At 59.5% G+C, this 17,915-nt stretch carries 17 protein-coding genes; 10 read left to right on the plus strand and 7 right to left on the minus strand.

What is annotated here, in order from left to right:
- The first annotated feature begins 284 nt into the window (after nt 1-284).
- Complete coding sequence (locus GLP43_RS04225; protein WP_237278322.1) at nt 285-1,244, plus strand: response regulator; 960 nt, start codon at nt 285-287, stop codon at nt 1,242-1,244.
- A gap of 98 nt (nt 1,245-1,342) precedes the next feature.
- On the opposite strand, the gene ettA is transcribed toward GLP43_RS04225, so the two are convergent.
- Nucleotides 1,343-2,998, minus strand: a complete 1,656-nt coding sequence (gene ettA, locus GLP43_RS04230) for an energy-dependent translational throttle protein EttA (protein ID WP_237278323.1) — start codon at nt 2,996-2,998, stop codon at nt 1,343-1,345.
- 368 nt (nt 2,999-3,366) lie between these two features.
- Here ettA and GLP43_RS04235 point away from each other — a divergent pair, with 368 nt between their 5' ends.
- The 3 genes from GLP43_RS04235 (at nt 3,367) to GLP43_RS04245 (ending at nt 6,079) form a co-directional block, all read left to right on the plus strand.
- A complete protein-coding gene (locus tag GLP43_RS04235) occupies nt 3,367-3,807 on the plus strand; it encodes a universal stress protein (protein ID WP_237278324.1) in 441 nt (146 codons plus the stop codon).
- Between the two features lie 11 nt (nt 3,808-3,818).
- Nucleotides 3,819-5,372, plus strand: a complete 1,554-nt coding sequence (locus GLP43_RS04240) for an alanine/glycine:cation symporter family protein (RefSeq protein WP_237278325.1) — start codon at nt 3,819-3,821, stop codon at nt 5,370-5,372.
- A gap of 77 nt (nt 5,373-5,449) precedes the next feature.
- On the plus strand, nt 5,450-6,079 hold the full coding sequence (locus GLP43_RS04245; RefSeq protein ID WP_081858767.1) for a nicotinate-nucleotide adenylyltransferase: 630 nt from the start codon (nt 5,450-5,452) through the stop codon (nt 6,077-6,079).
- Here GLP43_RS04245 and GLP43_RS04250 read toward each other — a convergent pair.
- A complete protein-coding gene (locus GLP43_RS04250) occupies nt 6,044-6,868 on the minus strand; it encodes a DMT family transporter (protein ID WP_237278326.1) in 825 nt (274 codons plus the stop codon). The two genes, GLP43_RS04245 and GLP43_RS04250, sit on opposite strands and share 36 nt — an antisense overlap.
- 88 nt (nt 6,869-6,956) lie before the next feature.
- Between GLP43_RS04250 and GLP43_RS04255 the strand changes: the two genes are divergently transcribed.
- Nucleotides 6,957-8,468 (plus strand): D-alanyl-D-alanine carboxypeptidase/D-alanyl-D-alanine-endopeptidase, encoded by a 1,512-nt coding sequence (locus GLP43_RS04255; RefSeq protein ID WP_237278327.1) that lies wholly within the window; start codon nt 6,957-6,959, stop codon nt 8,466-8,468.
- Between the two features lie 15 nt (nt 8,469-8,483).
- Here the strand turns inward: GLP43_RS04255 and GLP43_RS04260 are convergent, their stop codons facing one another.
- Nucleotides 8,484-8,906 carry a tellurite resistance TerB family protein gene (locus GLP43_RS04260; RefSeq protein WP_037944901.1) on the minus strand — a complete coding sequence of 141 codons (423 nt, stop codon included), beginning with the start codon at nt 8,904-8,906 and terminating at the stop codon, nt 8,484-8,486.
- 119 nt (nt 8,907-9,025) lie between these two features.
- Here GLP43_RS04260 and GLP43_RS04265 point away from each other — a divergent pair, with 119 nt between their 5' ends.
- From GLP43_RS04265 to GLP43_RS04275, 3 genes are all read left to right on the plus strand, one after another.
- Complete coding sequence (locus GLP43_RS04265) at nt 9,026-10,606, plus strand: lysine--tRNA ligase (RefSeq protein ID WP_237278328.1); 1,581 nt, start codon at nt 9,026-9,028, stop codon at nt 10,604-10,606.
- Between the two features lie 62 nt (nt 10,607-10,668).
- Nucleotides 10,669-11,082: a DUF4864 domain-containing protein gene (locus tag GLP43_RS04270; RefSeq protein ID WP_237278329.1), complete on the plus strand. Its 414-nt coding sequence runs from the start codon at nt 10,669-10,671 to the stop codon at nt 11,080-11,082.
- 160 nt (nt 11,083-11,242) lie between these two features.
- Nucleotides 11,243-13,531, plus strand: a complete 2,289-nt coding sequence (locus GLP43_RS04275; RefSeq protein ID WP_237278330.1) for a glycoside hydrolase family 55 protein — start codon at nt 11,243-11,245, stop codon at nt 13,529-13,531.
- On the opposite strand, the gene GLP43_RS04280 is transcribed toward GLP43_RS04275, so the two are convergent.
- Nucleotides 13,528-14,202, minus strand: a complete 675-nt coding sequence (locus GLP43_RS04280; RefSeq protein WP_237278331.1) for a hypothetical protein — start codon at nt 14,200-14,202, stop codon at nt 13,528-13,530. The genes GLP43_RS04275 and GLP43_RS04280 overlap by 4 nt on opposite strands.
- Nucleotides 14,203-14,330: 128 nt before the next feature.
- Nucleotides 14,331-14,516: a PLDc N-terminal domain-containing protein gene (locus tag GLP43_RS04285; protein WP_005851419.1), complete on the minus strand. Its 186-nt coding sequence runs from the start codon at nt 14,514-14,516 to the stop codon at nt 14,331-14,333.
- Nucleotides 14,517-14,671: 155 nt separating this feature from the next.
- Between GLP43_RS04285 and GLP43_RS04290 the strand changes: the two genes are divergently transcribed.
- Nucleotides 14,672-14,950: a hypothetical protein gene (locus GLP43_RS04290; protein WP_237278332.1), complete on the plus strand. Its 279-nt coding sequence runs from the start codon at nt 14,672-14,674 to the stop codon at nt 14,948-14,950.
- 73 nt (nt 14,951-15,023) lie between these two features.
- Here the strand turns inward: GLP43_RS04290 and GLP43_RS04295 are convergent, their stop codons facing one another.
- The gene (locus tag GLP43_RS04295; RefSeq protein ID WP_005851424.1) at nt 15,024-15,278 is read right to left on the minus strand and encodes a hypothetical protein; all 255 of its coding nucleotides are present in this window, start codon (nt 15,276-15,278) and stop codon (nt 15,024-15,026) included.
- A 167-nt stretch (nt 15,279-15,445) separates the two neighbouring features.
- On the opposite strand from GLP43_RS04295, the gene GLP43_RS04300 reads away from it, so the two are divergent.
- The gene (locus GLP43_RS04300; RefSeq protein WP_005851426.1) at nt 15,446-15,631 is read left to right on the plus strand and encodes a DUF3008 family protein; all 186 of its coding nucleotides are present in this window, start codon (nt 15,446-15,448) and stop codon (nt 15,629-15,631) included.
- Nucleotides 15,632-15,640: 9 nt separating this feature from the next.
- Here the strand turns inward: GLP43_RS04300 and uvrB are convergent, their stop codons facing one another.
- Nucleotides 15,641-17,857: an excinuclease ABC subunit UvrB gene (gene uvrB / locus GLP43_RS04305; RefSeq protein ID WP_237278333.1), complete on the minus strand. Its 2,217-nt coding sequence runs from the start codon at nt 17,855-17,857 to the stop codon at nt 15,641-15,643.
- Between the last annotated feature and the right edge of the window lie 58 nt (nt 17,858-17,915).

A 17,915-nucleotide genomic window follows, 5' to 3' on the forward strand; every position in this document is an offset into this window, starting at 1 on the left:
CGTTAGCCATTTGGATATGGCAGGTCGTGGGGATTCGCGCAAGGGGCTGTCAATGGGCCTTAAAAAACAGGCCGATCCTTGCTGATTCCGACACATTTGCGCCTTATTCTTCGGAGGGGCAAGACGAAACCCTAACGCGCATTGGCAGAGACCGCGGGGCAAAGCGTTAGCGGATTGGCCGAATTTGCCCAACTGCTGCCAGATTCATCTGCGATTTTGCTCCGAGCCTTAAGAGAATTTAACCAGTCCCCCTTCTGCCGACACGACAACGAGTGAGCCACCGTATGAAAATCCTAGCCGTAGATGACGATCCCACCATTCTTGACCTGTTGCGCGACTGTCTAACGTCGTCGCTGGGGTTCGATCTGGTCTGTGCAGACTCGGCCGAGGATGGGTTGGCCAAGATCGACGAACACGGGGCAAGCTTTGACTGCTTCTTGCTGGATATCATGCTGCCCGGCGTTGACGGGATCACCCTATGTGACGACATCCGCAATATGCAGGCCTATAAAAGTGCGCCGATCATCATGATTACCGGCAGCCGGAAACATGACCTGATGGACACCGCCTTCCGCGCCGGGGCGACGGATTTCATCTTCAAGCCCTTGAACGGGATCGAGTTGGGCGCGCGTATCAACATGGCGGGCATGCTTAGCGACAGCCTGCGGCGTGAACGCGAGGCCGCGCATACGCTGGCAGAGCTGTCGGGCCTAATGAAGGTACGGGTCGAGGAAAGCTTTGATCTGAACGTTGTCGGCGTCGACGATCTGCACGGGTTCGAAAACCACATGCTGCGTCTGCCCGAAGGCTGCTATGCCATGAGCCTTTTTGCGGTCAAACTGCCACAGATCCGCAATATCTTCGAGGCCGCAAGCCCGGCTGAATTCTGTCGCCAGATGGGCTTGGTCGCGCAGGCCACGGTCGCGGCGTTGGCCCATGAGAAATGCTTTATGGGCTATGCGGGCGAGGGGATCATCGTGGGCACCGTGATGGGCCGCCACCGGATCAAGCCCGAAGAGATACAGAAAGACATCGAAGACATCCTGTCCCATGATGGCACCGCCGCACGTATCGGCGGGGATTTCAGCGCCGATGTCACGGTCAAGCTGGTGTCGAACCAGCGGCTGTGGTCGGGGCTGTCTGCCTGCAACACGTTGCGCGATTTTCTGGGCCGTGAAACCGTGCCCGACAGTACCAGCACCGACCGCACTGATGGCTATGCCGAGCTAGCCGACGGGCTGTAACGGCAAACCCGTGCCGCGTCGCTGCGGCGCGTGACCACCACATAAAAAGGCCCCCGCAGTTTCCTGCGGGGGCCTTTTTAATAGAGCTTTCGCCTAGATCAGCGCGAGAATTTCTTGTGCTTCATGCGCTTGGGCTCCATGGCATCTTCGCCCAGACGACGCTTCTTGTCCTCTTCGTAGTCAGAGAAGCCGCCCTCGAACCATTCAACATGCGCGTCGCCTTCAAAGGCGAGGATGTGCGTACAAATCCGGTCAAGGAAGAAACGGTCGTGCGAGATGACCACGGCGCAGCCCGCGAAATCGACCAGCGCGTCTTCGAGTGCGCGCAGTGTTTCAACGTCCAGATCGTTGGTAGGTTCATCGAGCAGCAGCACGTTGCCACCCTCTTTCAGCAGACGTGCCATATGCACACGGTTGCGTTCACCGCCCGACAGCAGGCCGACTTTCTTCTGCTGGTCACCGCCCTTGAAGTTGAAGGCACCGCAATAGGCGCGGGAGTTCACTTCGGCGTCGCCAAGCTTGATGATCTCGGCCCCGCCCGAAATGGCCTGCCAGACGTTGTCGTCAGGGTTCAGGTCATCGCGCGACTGGTCAACATAGGACAGATCAACGGTATTCCCGAGTTCGATCGTGCCGGTATCGGGTTGTTCGTGGCCGGTGATCATCTTGAACAGCGTGGATTTACCCGCGCCGTTGGGGCCGATCACGCCGACGATCCCGCCTGGTGGCAGAGAGAAGCCCAGCTTTTCGATCAACAGCTTGTCGCCCATGGCTTTGGACAGACCCTCGACCTCAAGCACCTTGTTGCCCAGACGGGGACCGTTGGGGATAACGATCTGGGCGCGGGTCAGACGCTCGCGCTCTGAGCTGTCGGCCATTTCGTTATAGGCGTTAATACGTGCTTTGGATTTTGCCTGACGGGCCTTGGCCCCCTGACGCATCCATTCCAATTCGCGCGACAGTGTCTTTTGCTTGGATTTATCTTCGCGGGCTTCCTGCTCAAGCCGTTTGGCTTTCTGGTCGATCCAGTTGGAATAGTTCCCCTCGTAGGGGATGCCATTGCCGCGGTCGAGCTCGAGGATCCAGCTGGTGATGTTATCAAGGAAGTACCGGTCGTGGGTAACGATCAGGATCGTGCCCTTATAGTCGATCAGGTGCTGTTGCAGCCATGCGATGGTTTCCGCGTCCAGGTGGTTGGTCGGTTCGTCAAGCAGCAGCATTTCAGGCGCTTCAAGCAGCAGCTTGCACAGCGCCACGCGGCGGGCTTCACCACCGGACAGTTTGGTCACATCGGCATCGTCTGGCGGGCAGCGCAGAGCTTCCATCGAGACGTCGATCTGGCTGTCGAGATCCCAAAGGTTTTCCGCGTCGATCTGATCCTGCAAGGCGGCCATTTCGTCGGCTGTCTCGTCGGAATAGTTCATCGCCAGTTCGTTATAGCGGTCCAGAATGTCTTTCTTGGCTTTTACGCCCAGCATGACATTTTCGCGCACGGTCAGGGCAGGGTCCAGATAGGGTTCCTGTTCCAGGTAGCCGACCTTGGCCCCTTCAGCGACCCATGCTTCGCCCGAGTAATCCTTGTCCTTACCGGCCATGATCTTCATCAGCGTGGATTTACCCGCGCCGTTGACACCGACCACACCGATTTTCACACCGGGCAGGAAGTTCAGGTTAATGTTGTCGAAACACTTTTTGCCGCCCGGGTAGGTCTTTGAGACACCGGACATGTGATAGACATATTGATAGGCGGCCATTGAGAATCCTCGGATAAGCTGAATACGGTTTGGAACGTGCAATATCGCCACAGGCGGGCAAGAGCAAACATTCAATATATAAGGCCTGTGCCGCGGTTTTGAAGCCCGTGTGTTACCGGGCGATTCACAGGGCGCAAGGGCGCGACGCACAAGGCGCCTATCGCGCGGGCGGCAAAGGCTGTTTCCCCGATAACTATCCCTTTTTACCGTTTTAGAGCGGTGAACTGGGGACGAATGACCGAATTTTACGTGAAATTCAGTCGAAAAAAAATTTGGACCTCGTTTATATTCACCTAATCCGGGTGCGTTCAGCGCCCCGGTACAACGCGGCCGCAAAAAGACCGCGTCTTACACAAAGGGACAAATACATGACAGCATCCACTATTGTTGTTGGACTGGACGGGGGGGAAGCCGGGGCGCGCGCTTTGGATTTCGCAACGAAACAGGCCAAATTGATTGGCGATTGCGAGCTCAAGCTCGTTTACGTGATTGAATGGTCTCCGTTCAGCTTTCAGACCTCGGAAGAGAATGACCAGCGCCACAAGCGGCGCGAAGAGGAACTGGCGCTGGCCCGCGAACGTATCGTCGATCCGGCGGTCAAGAAGGTCAGCGAAGAGGGGGTCACCGTTCAGGGCATCGTGAAACACGGCGATGTGGCCGATATTCTGGACGATCTGGCCAAAAAGCACGGCGCACAGCAGATCGTGGTGGGCCGTGTCGGTCTGCGCGGCCTGAAAGAGCGTATGTTCGGCGGCGTAACGGGCCGCTTGGCTGTGGCGTCCCGCGTGCCTCTGACGATCATTCCTTGAAAGGTCATATCATGAAAAAATTTCTGACAACGGGTGCGGGGGCTGCTGCTGTCTCTGCCTCGCCCATGATTGCCGCGGCACAAGAAACCGTCGGCATGGATCAACGCATCAATGATATCTTCGCAGGTTCGACGGGCTGGTTCGTCAATCTGATCTTCATGTCGCTGCCCGGGACCAACTTCCCGTGGATCGTGCTGTGGCTGGTGGTCGCGGCGTCGGTGTTTACGCTGTATTTCGGCTTCATTCAGGTCAAGGCGTTCTGGCATGCGATCTCGCTGGTCAAAGGCGATTATTCCGATCCCGATGACGCGGGCGAGGTGAGCCACTTTCAGGCGCTGGCAACGGCGCTGTCGGGGACTGTCGGTCTGGGCAACATCGCGGGCGTCGCGGTGGCCGTCGGCATCGGCGGGCCGGGGGCGACCTTCTGGATGATCCTGGCCGGTTTGCTGGGCATGGCGTCCAAGTTCACCGAATGTACCCTGGGTGTGAAATACCGCAATGAATACGCCGATGGCACCGTTTCCGGTGGTCCGATGTACTATATGACAAAGGGCTTCAAGGAACGCGGCCTGCCTTTGGGCGGGGTGCTGGCGGTGATCTTTTCGATCTTTACCATCGGTGGTGCCTTGGGCGGCGGGAACATGTTCCAGGCCAACCAAGCACATGCGCAGCTGTCCGGTATCATCGGGGAGTATCCGGGCTGGATCACGGGCATCGTCTTTGCCGCAGTGGTCTTTGCGGTCATCGTTGGCGGGATTAAATCCATCGCCAATGTCACCGAGAAAATCGTGCCGCTGATGGGCGTGATCTATGTTGGTGCCGCACTGATCATCCTGATCGTTGAATACGACAAGATCGGTTGGGCCTTTGGTCAGATCTTTGAAGGCGCGTTCAGCGGTCTGGGTGTTGCGGGCGGTCTGGTTGGTGCGCTGATCCAGGGCTTTAAACGGGCGGCGTTCTCGAACGAGGCGGGTGTCGGCTCGGCGGCGATCGCACACTCTGCCGTGCGCACCAAAGAGCCGGTGACCGAAGGCGTCGTTTCCCTGTTGGAGCCCTTCATCGATACCGTTGTCATCTGCACGATGACCGCGCTGGTGATCACCATCTCTGGCGTGCTGGTGATGGACCCCGAAACGGGCCGCTTCATCCTGAATGACGCTGGCACCGCGATCCAGACCATCGACGGGTCAAGCGGCGTTCAGCTGACATCGGCTGCCTTTGCGACCGGGTTCAGCTGGTTCCCCTATGTGCTGGCGCTGGCGGTGATCTTGTTCGCCTTCTCCACCATGATCAGCTGGTCCTACTACGGGCTGAAGGCGTGGACCTATCTGTTCGGTGAAGGCAAAACCAAAGAGATCGTGTTCAAGCTGATCTTCTGCCTGTTCATCATCGTGGGGGCGGCGGCCAATCTGGGCGCGGTTATCGACTTCTCTGATGCGATGATCTTTGCGATGGCGGTTGTGAACATCACGGCGCTGTACTTCCTGATGCCGATCGTGAAGCGCGAGATGAAGAGCTATTTCGCGCGGTTGAAATCCGGCGAGATCAAGAAGTTCGTCGATTAACGCACGGATAACGCGATTGACAAAGGGGCGTTGCTGCCCTTCTTTCGGCCCCTGATGTATATCGGGGGCCGTTTTCGTTGGGTTATCCATTTCCATATGCGCCCCCGGGGCAGGTGATCGGGCTGCTTGGCGGGTCGTTTGATCCGGCGCACGAGGGGCACGCCCATATCACCCGCGAGGCGATCAAGCGTTTCGGGCTGGATCGGGTGTGGTGGATGGTCAGCCCGGGCAATCCGCTCAAGGCGCATGGGCCGGCCCCGATGGCATCCCGTCTGGCCCGCGCGCGCGAGGTGATGCAGCACCCGCGGGTCGAGGTCACCGATATCGAGGCCCATCTTGGCACCCGCTACACCGCGCAAACTCTTGCCGCGCTGCGGGCCCGCTATCCCGGTGTGCGCTTCGTCTGGCTGATGGGGGCGGATAATCTGGCGCAGTTCCACCTGTGGCAGGACTGGCGGCAGATCATGGAGACAGTGCCCCTAGGGGTGCTTGCACGGCCCGGCCAGCGCATATCAGCACGGATGAGCCACGCCGCGACGCTTTATGCACCCTACCGGATTTCGGGGCGGCAAAGCCAGCTCTTGGGGCAGACACCGGCCCCCGCGTGGTGTTTCGTGAACGTCCCGATGGTCGATGTCAGCTCAAGCGCGATCCGGGCCGCGGGCAAATGGTCAGCGCAATCTGGCAGAGGCGATACCCGCCCCTAGGATTATCGCCATGCCGGCCCATGTCAGTGCGTCGGGCCATGCGCCAAACACCAGCCAACCCAGCCCCACGGCGGATAGCAGTTGCAGATAGACCAGCGGCGCGACCTTGGTCGCAGGGGCCATGCGATAGGCGTATAACATCAGCAGGTTGCCCAGCATCGAACAAAGCGCGCTTGCGAGGCTCAGCCCCAGAACAGGGCCGGTCAGCGGCGGGAAATAGGCCAGCCCCAGCGGCAAAAGCAGTAGCCCGCTGATCACCAGCTGGCTGAAGGTCAGCGCAAGGGGCGGGGCCAAATGCGATAGCCAGCGCGACATCGTGAGGAACACGCCATAAAGCGTCCCCGCGGTCAGCGCCCAAAGCAGCCCCGCACTGGGTTCAAGCCCCGGTCGGACCACGACCAGCACCCCCAGAAACCCCGCCACGATCAACGCGCTGCGTTGAAGCGATATCGTCTCGCGCAGGAAGAGCGCGGCCAGCACATAGCTGAGCAGCGGACCGATAAAGAAGGCGGCAAAGACATTGGCCACGTCCTCGGTCACCAGTGCTGTCTGGATGCAGGTGATGCTGCCGCACAAGATGGCGGCACGGACCCAGATGCGCCAGTTGCCGAACAGGGCGCGCGTTTGCGGCGGGGCGAAGGGCACCAGCAGCAGCGCCCCTATGGCAAACCGCGACCACGCCACAAAAACGGGGGCCACGCCAAGCTGTGAGGTCAGGATCTTGCCCGCGCTGTCGCCTGCGGGAATCAGTGACATGGCGACAAACATGATCAAAATAACGCGTTGCATGTCTTGTCAGTTAGCATGGGCCCCCGCCCATGAAAATGTGATTTGCAAGCGCTTGTGTCGCTCTGTCCTGTCAGGTTTAAGTCGCCCCATGAAAACTGTTTTATCCCGTCGTTTGTTTCTGAGTACCGCTGCGGCGGCTGTTGTGGCTCCGGCGGCCTTTGCGGCCCCGCCAACTGAATCGCTGCGCCCCGTCTTGCGCGGGGATGATCTGTTCCGGCAGGCGATCCCCTCGGCGCAAGAACTGATCGACAAGGCGCGGTTGAACGGTGCCGTGACCTTTAGTCTGGCGGATGCGGAAACCGGTGCGGTGCTGGAACAGAACGGCCCGCTTGACGGGATGCCCCCGGCGAGCGTGACCAAGGCGATTACCGCGCTTTACGCGCTGGATACCTTGGGCGCGGCGCATCAATTCCAGACGCGCATCATGGCGACCGGCGGCATTGTGGACGGCGAAGTGCAGGGCGATCTGATCCTTGTGGGCGGGGGCGATCCGACGCTGGATACTGACGGGCTGGCCAAAATGGCCGATGACCTCAAGGCGGCGGGCATTGTCGGCGTCAAAGGCGGGTTGAAGATTTACGAGCGCAGCCTGCCGGTCTTCCCGTTGATTGATGCGGATCAGCCGGATCATGTGGGCTATAACCCCGCTGTGTCGGGGCTGGCGCTGAACTTTAACCGCGTCCACTTTGAATGGAAGCGCGAGAACGGCAGCTATTCGGTGCTGATGGACGGGCGGTCGGGGTCTTATCGCCCTGATGTAGCGATGGCCGCGATGGAGATCAGCGACCGCAGTGCGCCGGTGTTTGCCTATCGTGACGCAGGCACCCGCGATGACTGGAGCGTCGCGAAAAGTGCCTTGGGCAATGGTGGGTCGCGCTGGCTGCCGGTGCGCAAGCCGGGGCTATATGCGGGCGACATCTTTAAGACATTGGCGGGGGCACAGGGCATCCGTCTGCGAGACATGGCGTTGATCACCAGCCTGCCCGAGGGCGAGGTGCTGGTGACCCGTTCCAGCGCGCCGCTGCGCGATATCCTGCGCGATATGTTGAAGTATTCCAACAACTTGATCGCAGAGATGGCGGGGCTGTCCGCCACGGTTTACCGCACGGGCACGCCCGCGTCACTGCGCGCGTCTGCGGCAGAGATGAACGTTTGGGCCAAGGCCAATCTGGGCATGGATGCACCCGCGCTGGTGGACCATTCTGGGCTGGGCGAAGACAGCCGCGTGACCGCGCAGGATATGGTGACGGCGCTGGTGCGGGTCTATGGATCGGGTACGTTGAAACCGTTGCTCAAGTCGATTTCCCTGCGCGATTCCAAGGGGCGGCCCGTGCAGGATCACCCGATCAAAGTGGAGGCGAAGACCGGCACGTTGAACTTTGTCTCGGCACTGGCGGGGTACCTGACGGCACCGGACGGGCGGGTGATGGCCTTTGCCGTGTTCACCGCCGATATGCCACGTCGCGACACCCTGACCCGCGCACAACGCGAACGCCCCGAGGGGGGGCGAGCGTGGAACGGGCGCTCCAAACGGTTGCAGCAAGGGCTGATCGAACGCTGGGGGGCGTTCCATGTGGCTGCGGATTCGGCGTCCCTTTGATCGCGGTGACGCGGCCTATTTGACGTGACGGGCTCGGGCACCGCGTTCGATTGCGGCGGCGTGCAAGCGGTCGAGGTCAAGCTCGTAGCGGATTTCTTCCAGCAGACGCAGTTCGGCTTCGTCCAGCGTGCCGTCGGCGGCGGCCACATCGCAGGCCAGCGCATAGGCTGTTTCATTCAGCCGGTCGGGCAGCGCGCCCTTGATCAGGCCGAACAGGGCATCCAGCCCGTCTTCCTGTTCGAAGAGATCGAATACCATCGAGCTGACAGAACTGATGCGGTCCACATCATAGCCCGAAAAGACGGGCAGCATGTTCACAGCCGTCTGGATCTTGAGCAATTCGGTGGTGCGGATGTCCTCGTCTGATGCGGAAACCGCGATCATCACGGCGACAAGGCAATCCTGCGCGCTGAGGGTGAGGGAGGTGTCGTCATTCATGCGCATTTCCGTTCGGTCATTCCGTTGTTCTGCAGATTATTGACGGGCCTACGGGGACGCAATAGGTACGGGCTGCCTGCGCGCATTGGGTGCGGGGTGAAAATGATGGAATTGATGACATGTCGCAGATGCGTGAAGCAGCCCTAACCAGTAAAGCGTGGCCGTTCGAGGAAGCACGTCGGGTGTTGAAACGCTATGCAAACAAGGCCCCCGAGAAGGGATACGTCTTGTTCGAGACCGGCTACGGCCCGTCGGGTCTGCCACATATCGGTACCTTCGGCGAAGTTGCGCGCACGACGATGATCCGCCGCGCATTTGAGCAGATCAGCGACATTCCGACGCGGCTGGTGTGCTTTTCGGACGATCTGGATGGCATGCGCAAGGTGCCGGGTAACGTGCCCGACCCCGAAGCCTTGGCCGAACATCTGCAGCGCCCGCTGACATCGGTGCCCGATCCTTTCGGCAAATTCGACAGCTTTGGCGCGCATAACAATGCGATGCTGCGGCGTTTTCTGGATACTTTCGGGTTCGAGTATGAGTTTATCTCGGCCACGGAATTCTACGGCTCCGGCAAGTTCGACGAGGTGCTTTTGCGCGCCGCCGAGAAGTATGACGAGATCATGGAAGTGATGCTCAAGTCGCTGCGCGAAGAGCGTCGGCAGACCTATTCGATCTTCCTGCCGATCCACCCTGAAACAGGGCGGGTGATGTATGTGCCGATGAAAGCGGTCAACGCCAAGGAAGGCACGATCACTTTCGACGATGAAGACGGCACCGAGATGACTCTGCCGCTGACCGGTGGCAACGTGAAATTGCAGTGGAAGCCCGACTTCGGTGCCCGTTGGGCCGCCCTTGATGTCGACTTTGAGATGTACGGCAAGGATCACAGCACCAACACGCCGATCTATGACAAGATCTGCCGTATTCTGGGCAACCGTCCGCCCGAGCATTTCACCTATGAGCTGTTCCTTGATCAGGACGGGCACAAGATTTCCAAATCGTCGGGCAATGGTCTGACCATCGACGAATGGCTGACCTATGCCAGCGCGGAATCGCTGTCGTATTTCATGTACCTCAAGCCCAAGACGGCCAAGCGCATGTATTTTGACGTGATCCCCAAGGCGGTCGACGAATACCACCAGCAGCTGCGCGCCTATGAGACGCAGGACGACAAGGGCAAGCTGAACAACCCCGTTTGGCATATCCACGGGGGCGATGTACCCAAGTCGGATATGGTTGTGCCGTTCTCGATGTTGCTGAACCTCGCGTCGGTCTCCTCGGCCGAGGACAAGTCGCAACTGTGGGGCTTTATCCAGCGGTATGCGCCGGATGCGACGCCCGAAGGCAACCCCGGTATGGATGCGGCGGCCGAGCATGCGGTGCGCTATTACAATGATTTCGTGAAGCCTGCCAAAGTGTTCCGCGCCCCGTCAGATCTGGAGCGGGAAGCCTTGGAAGACCTGCGGGACCAGCTGAAAACATGGGACGGCGGGTTGGATGCCGAGGCATTGCAGACGATGGTTTTCGCCGTCGGGAAAGAGCGTTTCGACCCGCTGCGCGACTGGTTCACCGCGCTTTACGAAGTGTTGCTGGGCGCCAGCCAAGGCCCACGTTTCGGTGGGTTCATCGCGCTGTATGGCGTGGATGAAACGGTCGCCCTGATCGATGACGCGCTGGCGGGCAAGCTGACCACGGCGTGAAACTATTGCCCTATGGTGTGCGTGGCTTAGGTTAAGTTCAACACATCATAGGGAGCATTCTCATGCGTGGCGCGGTTCTTTCGGCCCTTTTCGGGATGGTTTTGACCTTTGCGACGGCGCTTGGTGCCGTGGCGCAGCAGGCGGATATCGAAAGCACGATCAGCGGCCAGTTCGACGCTTTCAAGGCAGATGATTTCGAGGGTGCCTTCGCATATGCGAGCCCCAATCTGCAGATGATGTTTCAGTCTCCTGAGAATTTTAAACGTATGGTGACCACGGGCTATCCAATGGTCTGGAAACACGCCGAGGTGCGGTTTCTGGATCTGCGCGAGATCGCCGGTGCGCAGTGGCAGAAGGTGCAGGTGACGGACCTGAAAGGCTTCACCTATTTGCTGGATTATCAGATGGTTGAGACGCCCGAGGGCTGGCGTATTGCCGCCGTTCAACTGCTGGATGCGCCAAGCGTTTCAGCCTGACAGGCGCGACATCTTTGGCACGCTCATGTGACTGCCTGCGGCGTACGCTGCGGTTAGGCGTGGTTAACCCTTTGTGCATAAATCTTTCCCCCTGCCGGCCAAGCGCCGGAGTTTTGCAATTCATGGGGGGCGACATCGCAACCCGACGAAGGGGATGACGATGAACAAGGCAATCACGGACGGTCTGCTGCTGACACCTGCGGCTTTTGCGCAAGGCTTGGATGTGTATTCAAGCGGGGATGGCACGGCGGGGTCTGATACCTATGCCAATGCCATAAATGCGGCGTTTATCCCTGCGGATCAGGACTTTGGCGGGGCGCTTGAGCTGATAAAGACGCAATCCACGCAAAAGCTGCGATACATGGGGCAGACGCCACTCTTGCCGGGGTGCTATCTGCGGATCACGGCGCGGGTGAAGGCGATCAGTGGGAATTTACCGTCGGTGCGGATCGCGGGGTATCCGGCGCTTGGCAATGGCAGCCGCGCGGGCGGGCTGGTGGAGGCCGGTCCGGCGGTGACGCTGACCAGCTATGGCGAGGTGGTCGAGGTCAGCGCGATTGTCGGGTCGGGGCTGCGCGGCGGGGTCGATATGGTCTGGGGCAACGCGCCGGTCTATGGGCATTTCGGGCTGGACCTGGCGGGGCAGAATGGCGGGGTCGTTCGCATTGATGACTTGCAAATCGAGGATGTGACAGGCGTCTTTCTGCGGGACATGCTGGCACAGGTAGATGTGCGGGACTATGGCGCGGTGGGGGATGGCAGCACCGATGATACGGCGGCCTTTGTGGCGGCGAATGCGGGTGCGCAGGGGCGTAGCGTGTTGATCCCGCGCGGGACGTATCTGCTGAACGGAGACGTGACCTTTGACGCGCCGACGCGGTTTGAAGGGACGGTGATTATGCCCGCCAGCGCGATCCTGCTGCTGCGCCGCAACTTTGATCTGCCAAACTATATCGAGGCGTTCGGGAATGAAGAGATCGCCTTTCGCAAAGCGTTTCAGGCGTTGCTGAACAATGCGGATCATGAATCGCTGGATCTGGGCGGGCGCAAGGTCAACGTGACTGGTCCGATTGATATGCAGGCCGCGACGCCCGAACGCAGCAGCTATGCCACGCGGCGGGTGATCCGCAACGGCCAGTTTGAAGCGGCCACGAATGGCGATTGGGATACGGTCACGGTGACCTCGCAGGCCAGCTATTCGCCCTCGGATGCGCGCAAGCTGACAAATGTGGTGAATGTGGCGAATGTGCCTGTGGGGGCGTTGATCACGGGCAATGGGGTGGGGCGTGAGATTTATGTGCGCGCCAAGAACGTCGCCACGCAAGAGATTACCCTGAACGCGCCTTTGTATGATGCGGCGGGGACGCAGAATTTTACCTTTACGCGGTTCCAGTATCTGCTGGATTTCAGCAACTACAGCCAGCTGAGCAAATTCGTTCTGGATGACATCGAATTCCAGTGCAACAACGTGGCCAGCGCCATCAACCTTGCGCCATCGGGGACGATTTTCCATGTGCGGGACTGCTTTATCTCGCGCCCAAAGGATCGGGGGATCACGTCGATTGGTGGCGGCTGTCAGGGAATGTTCGTGGACCGTTGCCAGTTCCTGTCCGCCGAGGATGCGCTGGACGTGCCGGACCGGACCACGATCGCGATCAACTGCAACGCCAATGACGTCAAGATTCGCGACAACCGTGCCACGCGCTTTCGCCATTTTGCACTGCTGGCGGGGCAGAATAATATCGTCACGGGGAACCACTTCTTTCAGGGGGATACGGTCAAGAACGGCGTCCGCTCTGCTGGGTTGATCCTTGCGGCGCAGCACACGGCGAGCGTGGTCAGCGGGAATTATATCGACAATTGTTTTGTCGAATGGACCAATGAACAAGACCCGGCGCCGGACTACAGCAGCGAGTATTCTTTCAGCTCCCTGTCGATCAGCGGTAATATCTTTCTGTCGGGCGAGGTGGCCCCGTGGTTCAGCTATATTGTGATCAAGCCCCATGGGGCGGGCCATGTGATCAATGGGCTGACGATCAACGACAACCGCTTCCGCAGCATCAACGGGTTCATTGATCGGGTCGAACGGATCGATACGAGCTTTGCCGATATGGATTTCTCGCGTATGCGCAATATCGAGATGACGGGCAATTCGTTCCACGGCATCCACAATCCGGTGTCGAACCCTGTGCAGGTTGAACATACCGAAGCCAGTCTGGCCAAGACCTGGGTGGTGGATATTGCCGACCGCTTTCCGTTCGGCGGGTGGGCGATTGCGGTGGATAGCATCACGATGGACGGGCCAGTGCGCAACGGATCGAATGTGGCGCAATACAGCGTGCCCTATGTGCTGACGGATCAGGGTGCGGATCGTGATCTACTGCATTTGGTCTGGAGCACCAGCGTCAAAGGGTCGATCTTTATGCAGACGCGCATGGATAAACGCTAGAACTCGCGCCAGATAGAGAGTTTTAGCGCGGGGTTAGACGTGTCGTTGATCAACGTCTCTGCCCCGATCTGGAAGCGGATATCGGGGCGGCTTTTCAGTGGGCGCATGACGATAGAGGGCGCGACGGAGGTGGCGCTGGCGGCAGAGGTCGAGGCATAGTAGATTTGCAGCATTCCCGAAAACCGGTCGCCGAAGTTGATGCCTATGGTGCTGTCGACTTTGGCGAGATGCTCTTGCAGGTAGATGTCCCACGCGAGCGAGCTGTCGATGGTCACCCAGCCGTGTTTCTGACCCAGCGTATAGCCGCGGCCCCAAGACAGCCCCGCTTTGACATTGGGATAGACCGCTTCCCCCACCCATGCCGCGCCGAACCCCAGCTCTGCCGACCAGACGTTTGGGCGGTCGCGGCGGCCTAAGGGGCGGCGCAGGAAGACTGAGGCAAACCCAGATTGCAGGCCGATGGAACTGGCGAGAAAGCCGACCTCTGCCCCTAGGGTCAGATCGTCGCGCACGCCATATTCCATGAAGGTGCTTTCCGAAATGTCGTAGCTGCGCGTGACGTTAACCGTGGTGGACGTAAATCCCGTGCCCTTTTCGCGCAGCCACGCGCCGCCCTGTGCAGGGGTGGGAAGCTGCAGTAAGCCAAGCAGAAGGATCGGCCAGTAGCGCATGGGATACCCTTTCGGCGGGTAGCTTGGCGCGTCATGCTTAACAAATTACTTACAGACCTTTGGGGCGGCATGCGAAAAGGCCCGCAGCAATGCTACGGGCCTTTGTCGTCAAATCGTGTGTGCGTCGCTTAGACGTTGACGCTGCCGCCGCGTGGGCCAGCGATCAGCCATACGATAAAGCCGACGACGGGGAAGATCAGGACGCCGAGAATCCAGAGGATTTTCGCAAGCCCCGAAGCGCCGGAGGTGAAGATTTGATAGATCGCGTAGATGTCTGCGATCAGGATAATGAGTCCGAGAAGGCCGAATTCCATTGTAAAGCTCCTGGGTTGTAATCTGCATTACTGTCTGGGTTCACAACTTCCCGTGCGGCCCAGATGTTCCCGAAAATGTTACTGGAACCATTTCCCGCTTCGCCGAGTTGCCCTTGCATCGCCTAGAACGGCAAGTGAATTTGGAAGGAAGAACCATGAAGACCTCTACAGCAGTAATCGCAGGCCTTGCCGCAATTCTGGTCATCGCATTCGCGATCTTTTTCATCGATATCGATCAGACTGAAGAAGGCGCGCTGCCGGATGTTGATGTGTCCGTCGAGGGCGGCAACCTGCCCGAGTTTGACGCACAGACCGGTTCGGTTTCCGTGACTGAAGAAGAGGTCGACGTTGAAGTTCCTGACGTTAAAGTGACCACCGAAGAAAAAACGATCACCGTCCCTGGTGTTGAGGTTACTCCGCCCGCAGACGACTGATATCGTTTGATAGTTTGAACGCAGAAAGCGCCCTCTGATTTGGTCAGGGGGCGCTTTTGTTATGGGATAAGGCTCAGTTGCGGGTCAGTTTGGTTGCGGGTTTCGCACCGTTGTCGCCGTCGGAGGCGAAGGTCAGCGTGACTTTATCGCCGGCCATCAGGTCGGACGGGACAAGGGTTTTGGCATCCAGCGTCCAAGATGATTTGTCTTGCAGGACGATGATATTGGCGAGCCGGTCATAGGCAAGGATCGTGCCGGTTGTCTCATCGGCAAAGGCGGGGGCAGAGAGGGCGGTCAGGCCCAGTGTAGCAAGGGCGATCAGGCGCATTTTGGATCCTCCGGATAAAGCGCAGAATCCGAATGTGGGGTGGGTGCGGGTGCAAAGCAATCACCTTGCAACGGGCGCATGAAAATAATTATGCGCCAACCCGCTGCGGGGGAACTGCGGGCGGGGCGACGGGTTGTGCCGCTACATCCAACTGAGAGGAGACAACGATGAAAGCCCAATCGAAAGCCCAACAACGCGCCGCCGGTGCAGCCCTGTCTGCCAAGCGGGGCGAGACCAAGGTCAAGGATCTGCAAGGCGCATCGAAAGATATGTACGACAGCATGTCAGAGGACGAGCTGGAGGAGATGGCCTCGACCGACCATGACGGGTTGCCGGACGAGGTGGACGACTAGGCGCGCCGCCTAGCGTTTCTTGCCGCCATAGCGGGACTTGCCGCCGCGCATCCCGCCGCGACCGCCGGTTGATCGGCCCGACGCCTTTTGCGCGTCGTCGACGGCTTTTTCGACAGCGTACTGACGCGCCATCGGATCGTCGGCGATGGCCAGATCGACAGATTCGAGCCGCTTGACCTCGTCGCGTAGGCGCGCGGCTTCTTCGAACTCAAGGTTCTCGGCCGCTTTGCGCATGTCGGTGCGCAGCCCATCGAGCACGGTTTGCAGGTTGCCGCCTGCGAGCGGGTTGTCGATCTTGGCAGTGACGCGGCTCATGTCCACATCGCCTTTGTAGAGACCGGCGAGGATATCATCGACGTTCTTCTTGACCGTGGTCGGCGTGATCCCGTGTTCTTCGTTATAGGCGACCTGCTTGGCGCGGCGACGGTCGGTTTCGCCCATGGCCCGTTCCATCGAGCCGGTGATGCGGTCGGCGTACATGATCACGCGGCCTTCGGCGTTCCGCGCGGCCCGACCGATGGTCTGGATCAGCGAGGTTTCCGAGCGCAGAAACCCTTCTTTATCCGCATCGAGAATCGCCACTAGCCCACATTCGGGAATGTCCAAGCCTTCGCGCAAAAGGTTGATCCCAATCAGCACGTCAAAAGCGCCAAGCCGCAGGTCGCGCAGGATTTCGATCCGTTCGATCGTGTCGATATCGCTGTGCATATAGCGAACGCGGATGCCCTGTTCGTGCATGTATTCGGTCAGGTCTTCGGCCATGCGTTTGGTCAGCACGGTACATAGCGTGCGATAGCCGTCGGCGGCGACCTTGCGGACCTCGTCCAGCAGATCGTCGACCTGCATCTCGACAGGGCGGATTTCGATCTTGGGGTCGATCAGGCCGGTGGGGCGAATGATCTGTTCGGTAAAGACACCGCCGGATTGTTCGATTTCCCACGCAGCGGGGGTGGCCGAGACAAAGACCGACTGCGGGCGCATGGCATCCCATTCCTCGAACTTGAGCGGGCGGTTGTCCATGCAAGAGGGCAGGCGGAACCCGTGTTCGGCCAGCGTGAATTTGCGTCGGTAGTCGCCTTTGTACATCCCGCCGATCTGCGGCACGGAGACGTGGCTTTCGTCCGCAAAGACAATCGCGTTGTCGGGGATGAATTCGAACAGTGTGGGGGGCGGTTCGCCCGGGGCGCGGCCCGTGAGATAGCGCGAGTAGTTCTCGATCCCGTTGCAGACGCCAGTGGCTTCAAGCATCTCGATGTCGAAGTTGCAGCGCTGCTCAAGCCGTTGCGCTTCCAGCAGTTTTCCTTCGGCGACAAGCTGGTCCAGCCGCATCCGCAGCTCTTTCTTGATGCCGATCACCGCCTGGTTCATCGTTGGTTTCGGCGTCACATAGTGGCTGTTCGCATAGACGCGGATCTGGTCGAAGGTGCCGGTTTTTTCGCCGGTGAGCGGGTCGAATTCGGTGATGCTTTCCAGCTCTTCGCCAAAGAAGGACAGACGCCATGCGCGGTCCTCAAGGTGGGCCGGGAAGATTTCAAGGCTGTCGCCACGCACGCGGAAGGTGCCGCGCTGAAAGGCGGCGTCATTGCGTTTATACGCCTGCGCGATCAGGTCCGCGATCACTTGGCGTTGGTCATAGTTGTTGCCGGTCTTGAGGTCCTGCGTCATCGCCCCATAGGTCTCGACCGAGCCGATACCGTAGATGCAGGACACCGACGCGATAATGATCACATCATCGCGTTCCAGCAGCGCCCGCGTGGCAGAGTGGCGCATCCGGTCGATCTGTTCGTTGATCTGGCTTTCCTTCTCGATGAAGGTGTCGGACCGCGCGACATAGGCTTCGGGCTGGTAGTAGTCATAGTAGCTGACGAAATATTCCACCGCGTTGTCGGGGAAGAACCCTTTGAATTCGCCATACAACTGCGCCGCCAGCGTCTTGTTCGGCGCGAGGATGATCGCGGGGCGCTGCGTTTCCTCGATCACCTTGGCCATCGTGAACGTCTTGCCCGTCCCCGTGGCCCCCAAAAGCACCTGATCGCGTTCGCCTGACCGCACCCCTTCGGACAGTTCCTTGATCGCCGTGGGCTGGTCGCCTGCGGGTTCGAATTCGGTCGCCAGTTTGAACTTCTTGCCGCCCTCAAGCTTGGGGCGCTCGCGCACGTTGGGCGCGGGGTTGGCAAGATAGGCGTCTTTGCGCTCGGGCAAACTATCAGAGTGGGCGTAGGCCATAACATCGTCCTTTGGGGGTGTTCCCTAAGGTGTCATGTTTTTGCGTAGGTTCAAGGGG

Source organism: Sulfitobacter sp. M39 (assembly GCF_021735935.1).
Taxonomy (GTDB): domain Bacteria; phylum Pseudomonadota; class Alphaproteobacteria; order Rhodobacterales; family Rhodobacteraceae; genus Sulfitobacter.

Bases quoted from the DNA above. Each gene is read 5' to 3' on its own strand.
- GLP43_RS04225 (WP_237278322.1), top strand. From the start codon at position 285: ATGAAAATCCTAGCCGTAGATGACGATCCCACCATTCTTGACCTGTTG.
- ettA (WP_237278323.1), bottom strand. From the start codon at position 2,998: ATGGCCGCCTATCAATATGTCTATCACATGTCCGGTGTCTCAAAGACC.
- GLP43_RS04235 (WP_237278324.1), top strand. From the start codon at position 3,367: ATGACAGCATCCACTATTGTTGTTGGACTGGACGGGGGGGAAGCCGGG.
- GLP43_RS04240 (WP_237278325.1), top strand. From the start codon at position 3,819: ATGAAAAAATTTCTGACAACGGGTGCGGGGGCTGCTGCTGTCTCTGCC.
- GLP43_RS04250 (WP_237278326.1), bottom strand. From the start codon at position 6,868: ATGCAACGCGTTATTTTGATCATGTTTGTCGCCATGTCACTGATTCCC.
- GLP43_RS04255 (WP_237278327.1), top strand. From the start codon at position 6,957: ATGAAAACTGTTTTATCCCGTCGTTTGTTTCTGAGTACCGCTGCGGCG.
- GLP43_RS04260 (WP_037944901.1), bottom strand. From the start codon at position 8,906: ATGAATGACGACACCTCCCTCACCCTCAGCGCGCAGGATTGCCTTGTC.
- GLP43_RS04265 (WP_237278328.1), top strand. From the start codon at position 9,026: ATGTCGCAGATGCGTGAAGCAGCCCTAACCAGTAAAGCGTGGCCGTTC.
- GLP43_RS04270 (WP_237278329.1), top strand. From the start codon at position 10,669: ATGCGTGGCGCGGTTCTTTCGGCCCTTTTCGGGATGGTTTTGACCTTT.
- GLP43_RS04275 (WP_237278330.1), top strand. From the start codon at position 11,243: ATGAACAAGGCAATCACGGACGGTCTGCTGCTGACACCTGCGGCTTTT.
- GLP43_RS04280 (WP_237278331.1), bottom strand. From the start codon at position 14,202: ATGCGCTACTGGCCGATCCTTCTGCTTGGCTTACTGCAGCTTCCCACC.
- GLP43_RS04285 (WP_005851419.1), bottom strand. From the start codon at position 14,516: ATGGAATTCGGCCTTCTCGGACTCATTATCCTGATCGCAGACATCTAC.
- GLP43_RS04290 (WP_237278332.1), top strand. From the start codon at position 14,672: ATGAAGACCTCTACAGCAGTAATCGCAGGCCTTGCCGCAATTCTGGTC.
- GLP43_RS04295 (WP_005851424.1), bottom strand. From the start codon at position 15,278: ATGCGCCTGATCGCCCTTGCTACACTGGGCCTGACCGCCCTCTCTGCC.
- GLP43_RS04300 (WP_005851426.1), top strand. From the start codon at position 15,446: ATGAAAGCCCAATCGAAAGCCCAACAACGCGCCGCCGGTGCAGCCCTG.
- uvrB (WP_237278333.1), bottom strand. From the start codon at position 17,857: ATGGCCTACGCCCACTCTGATAGTTTGCCCGAGCGCAAAGACGCCTAT.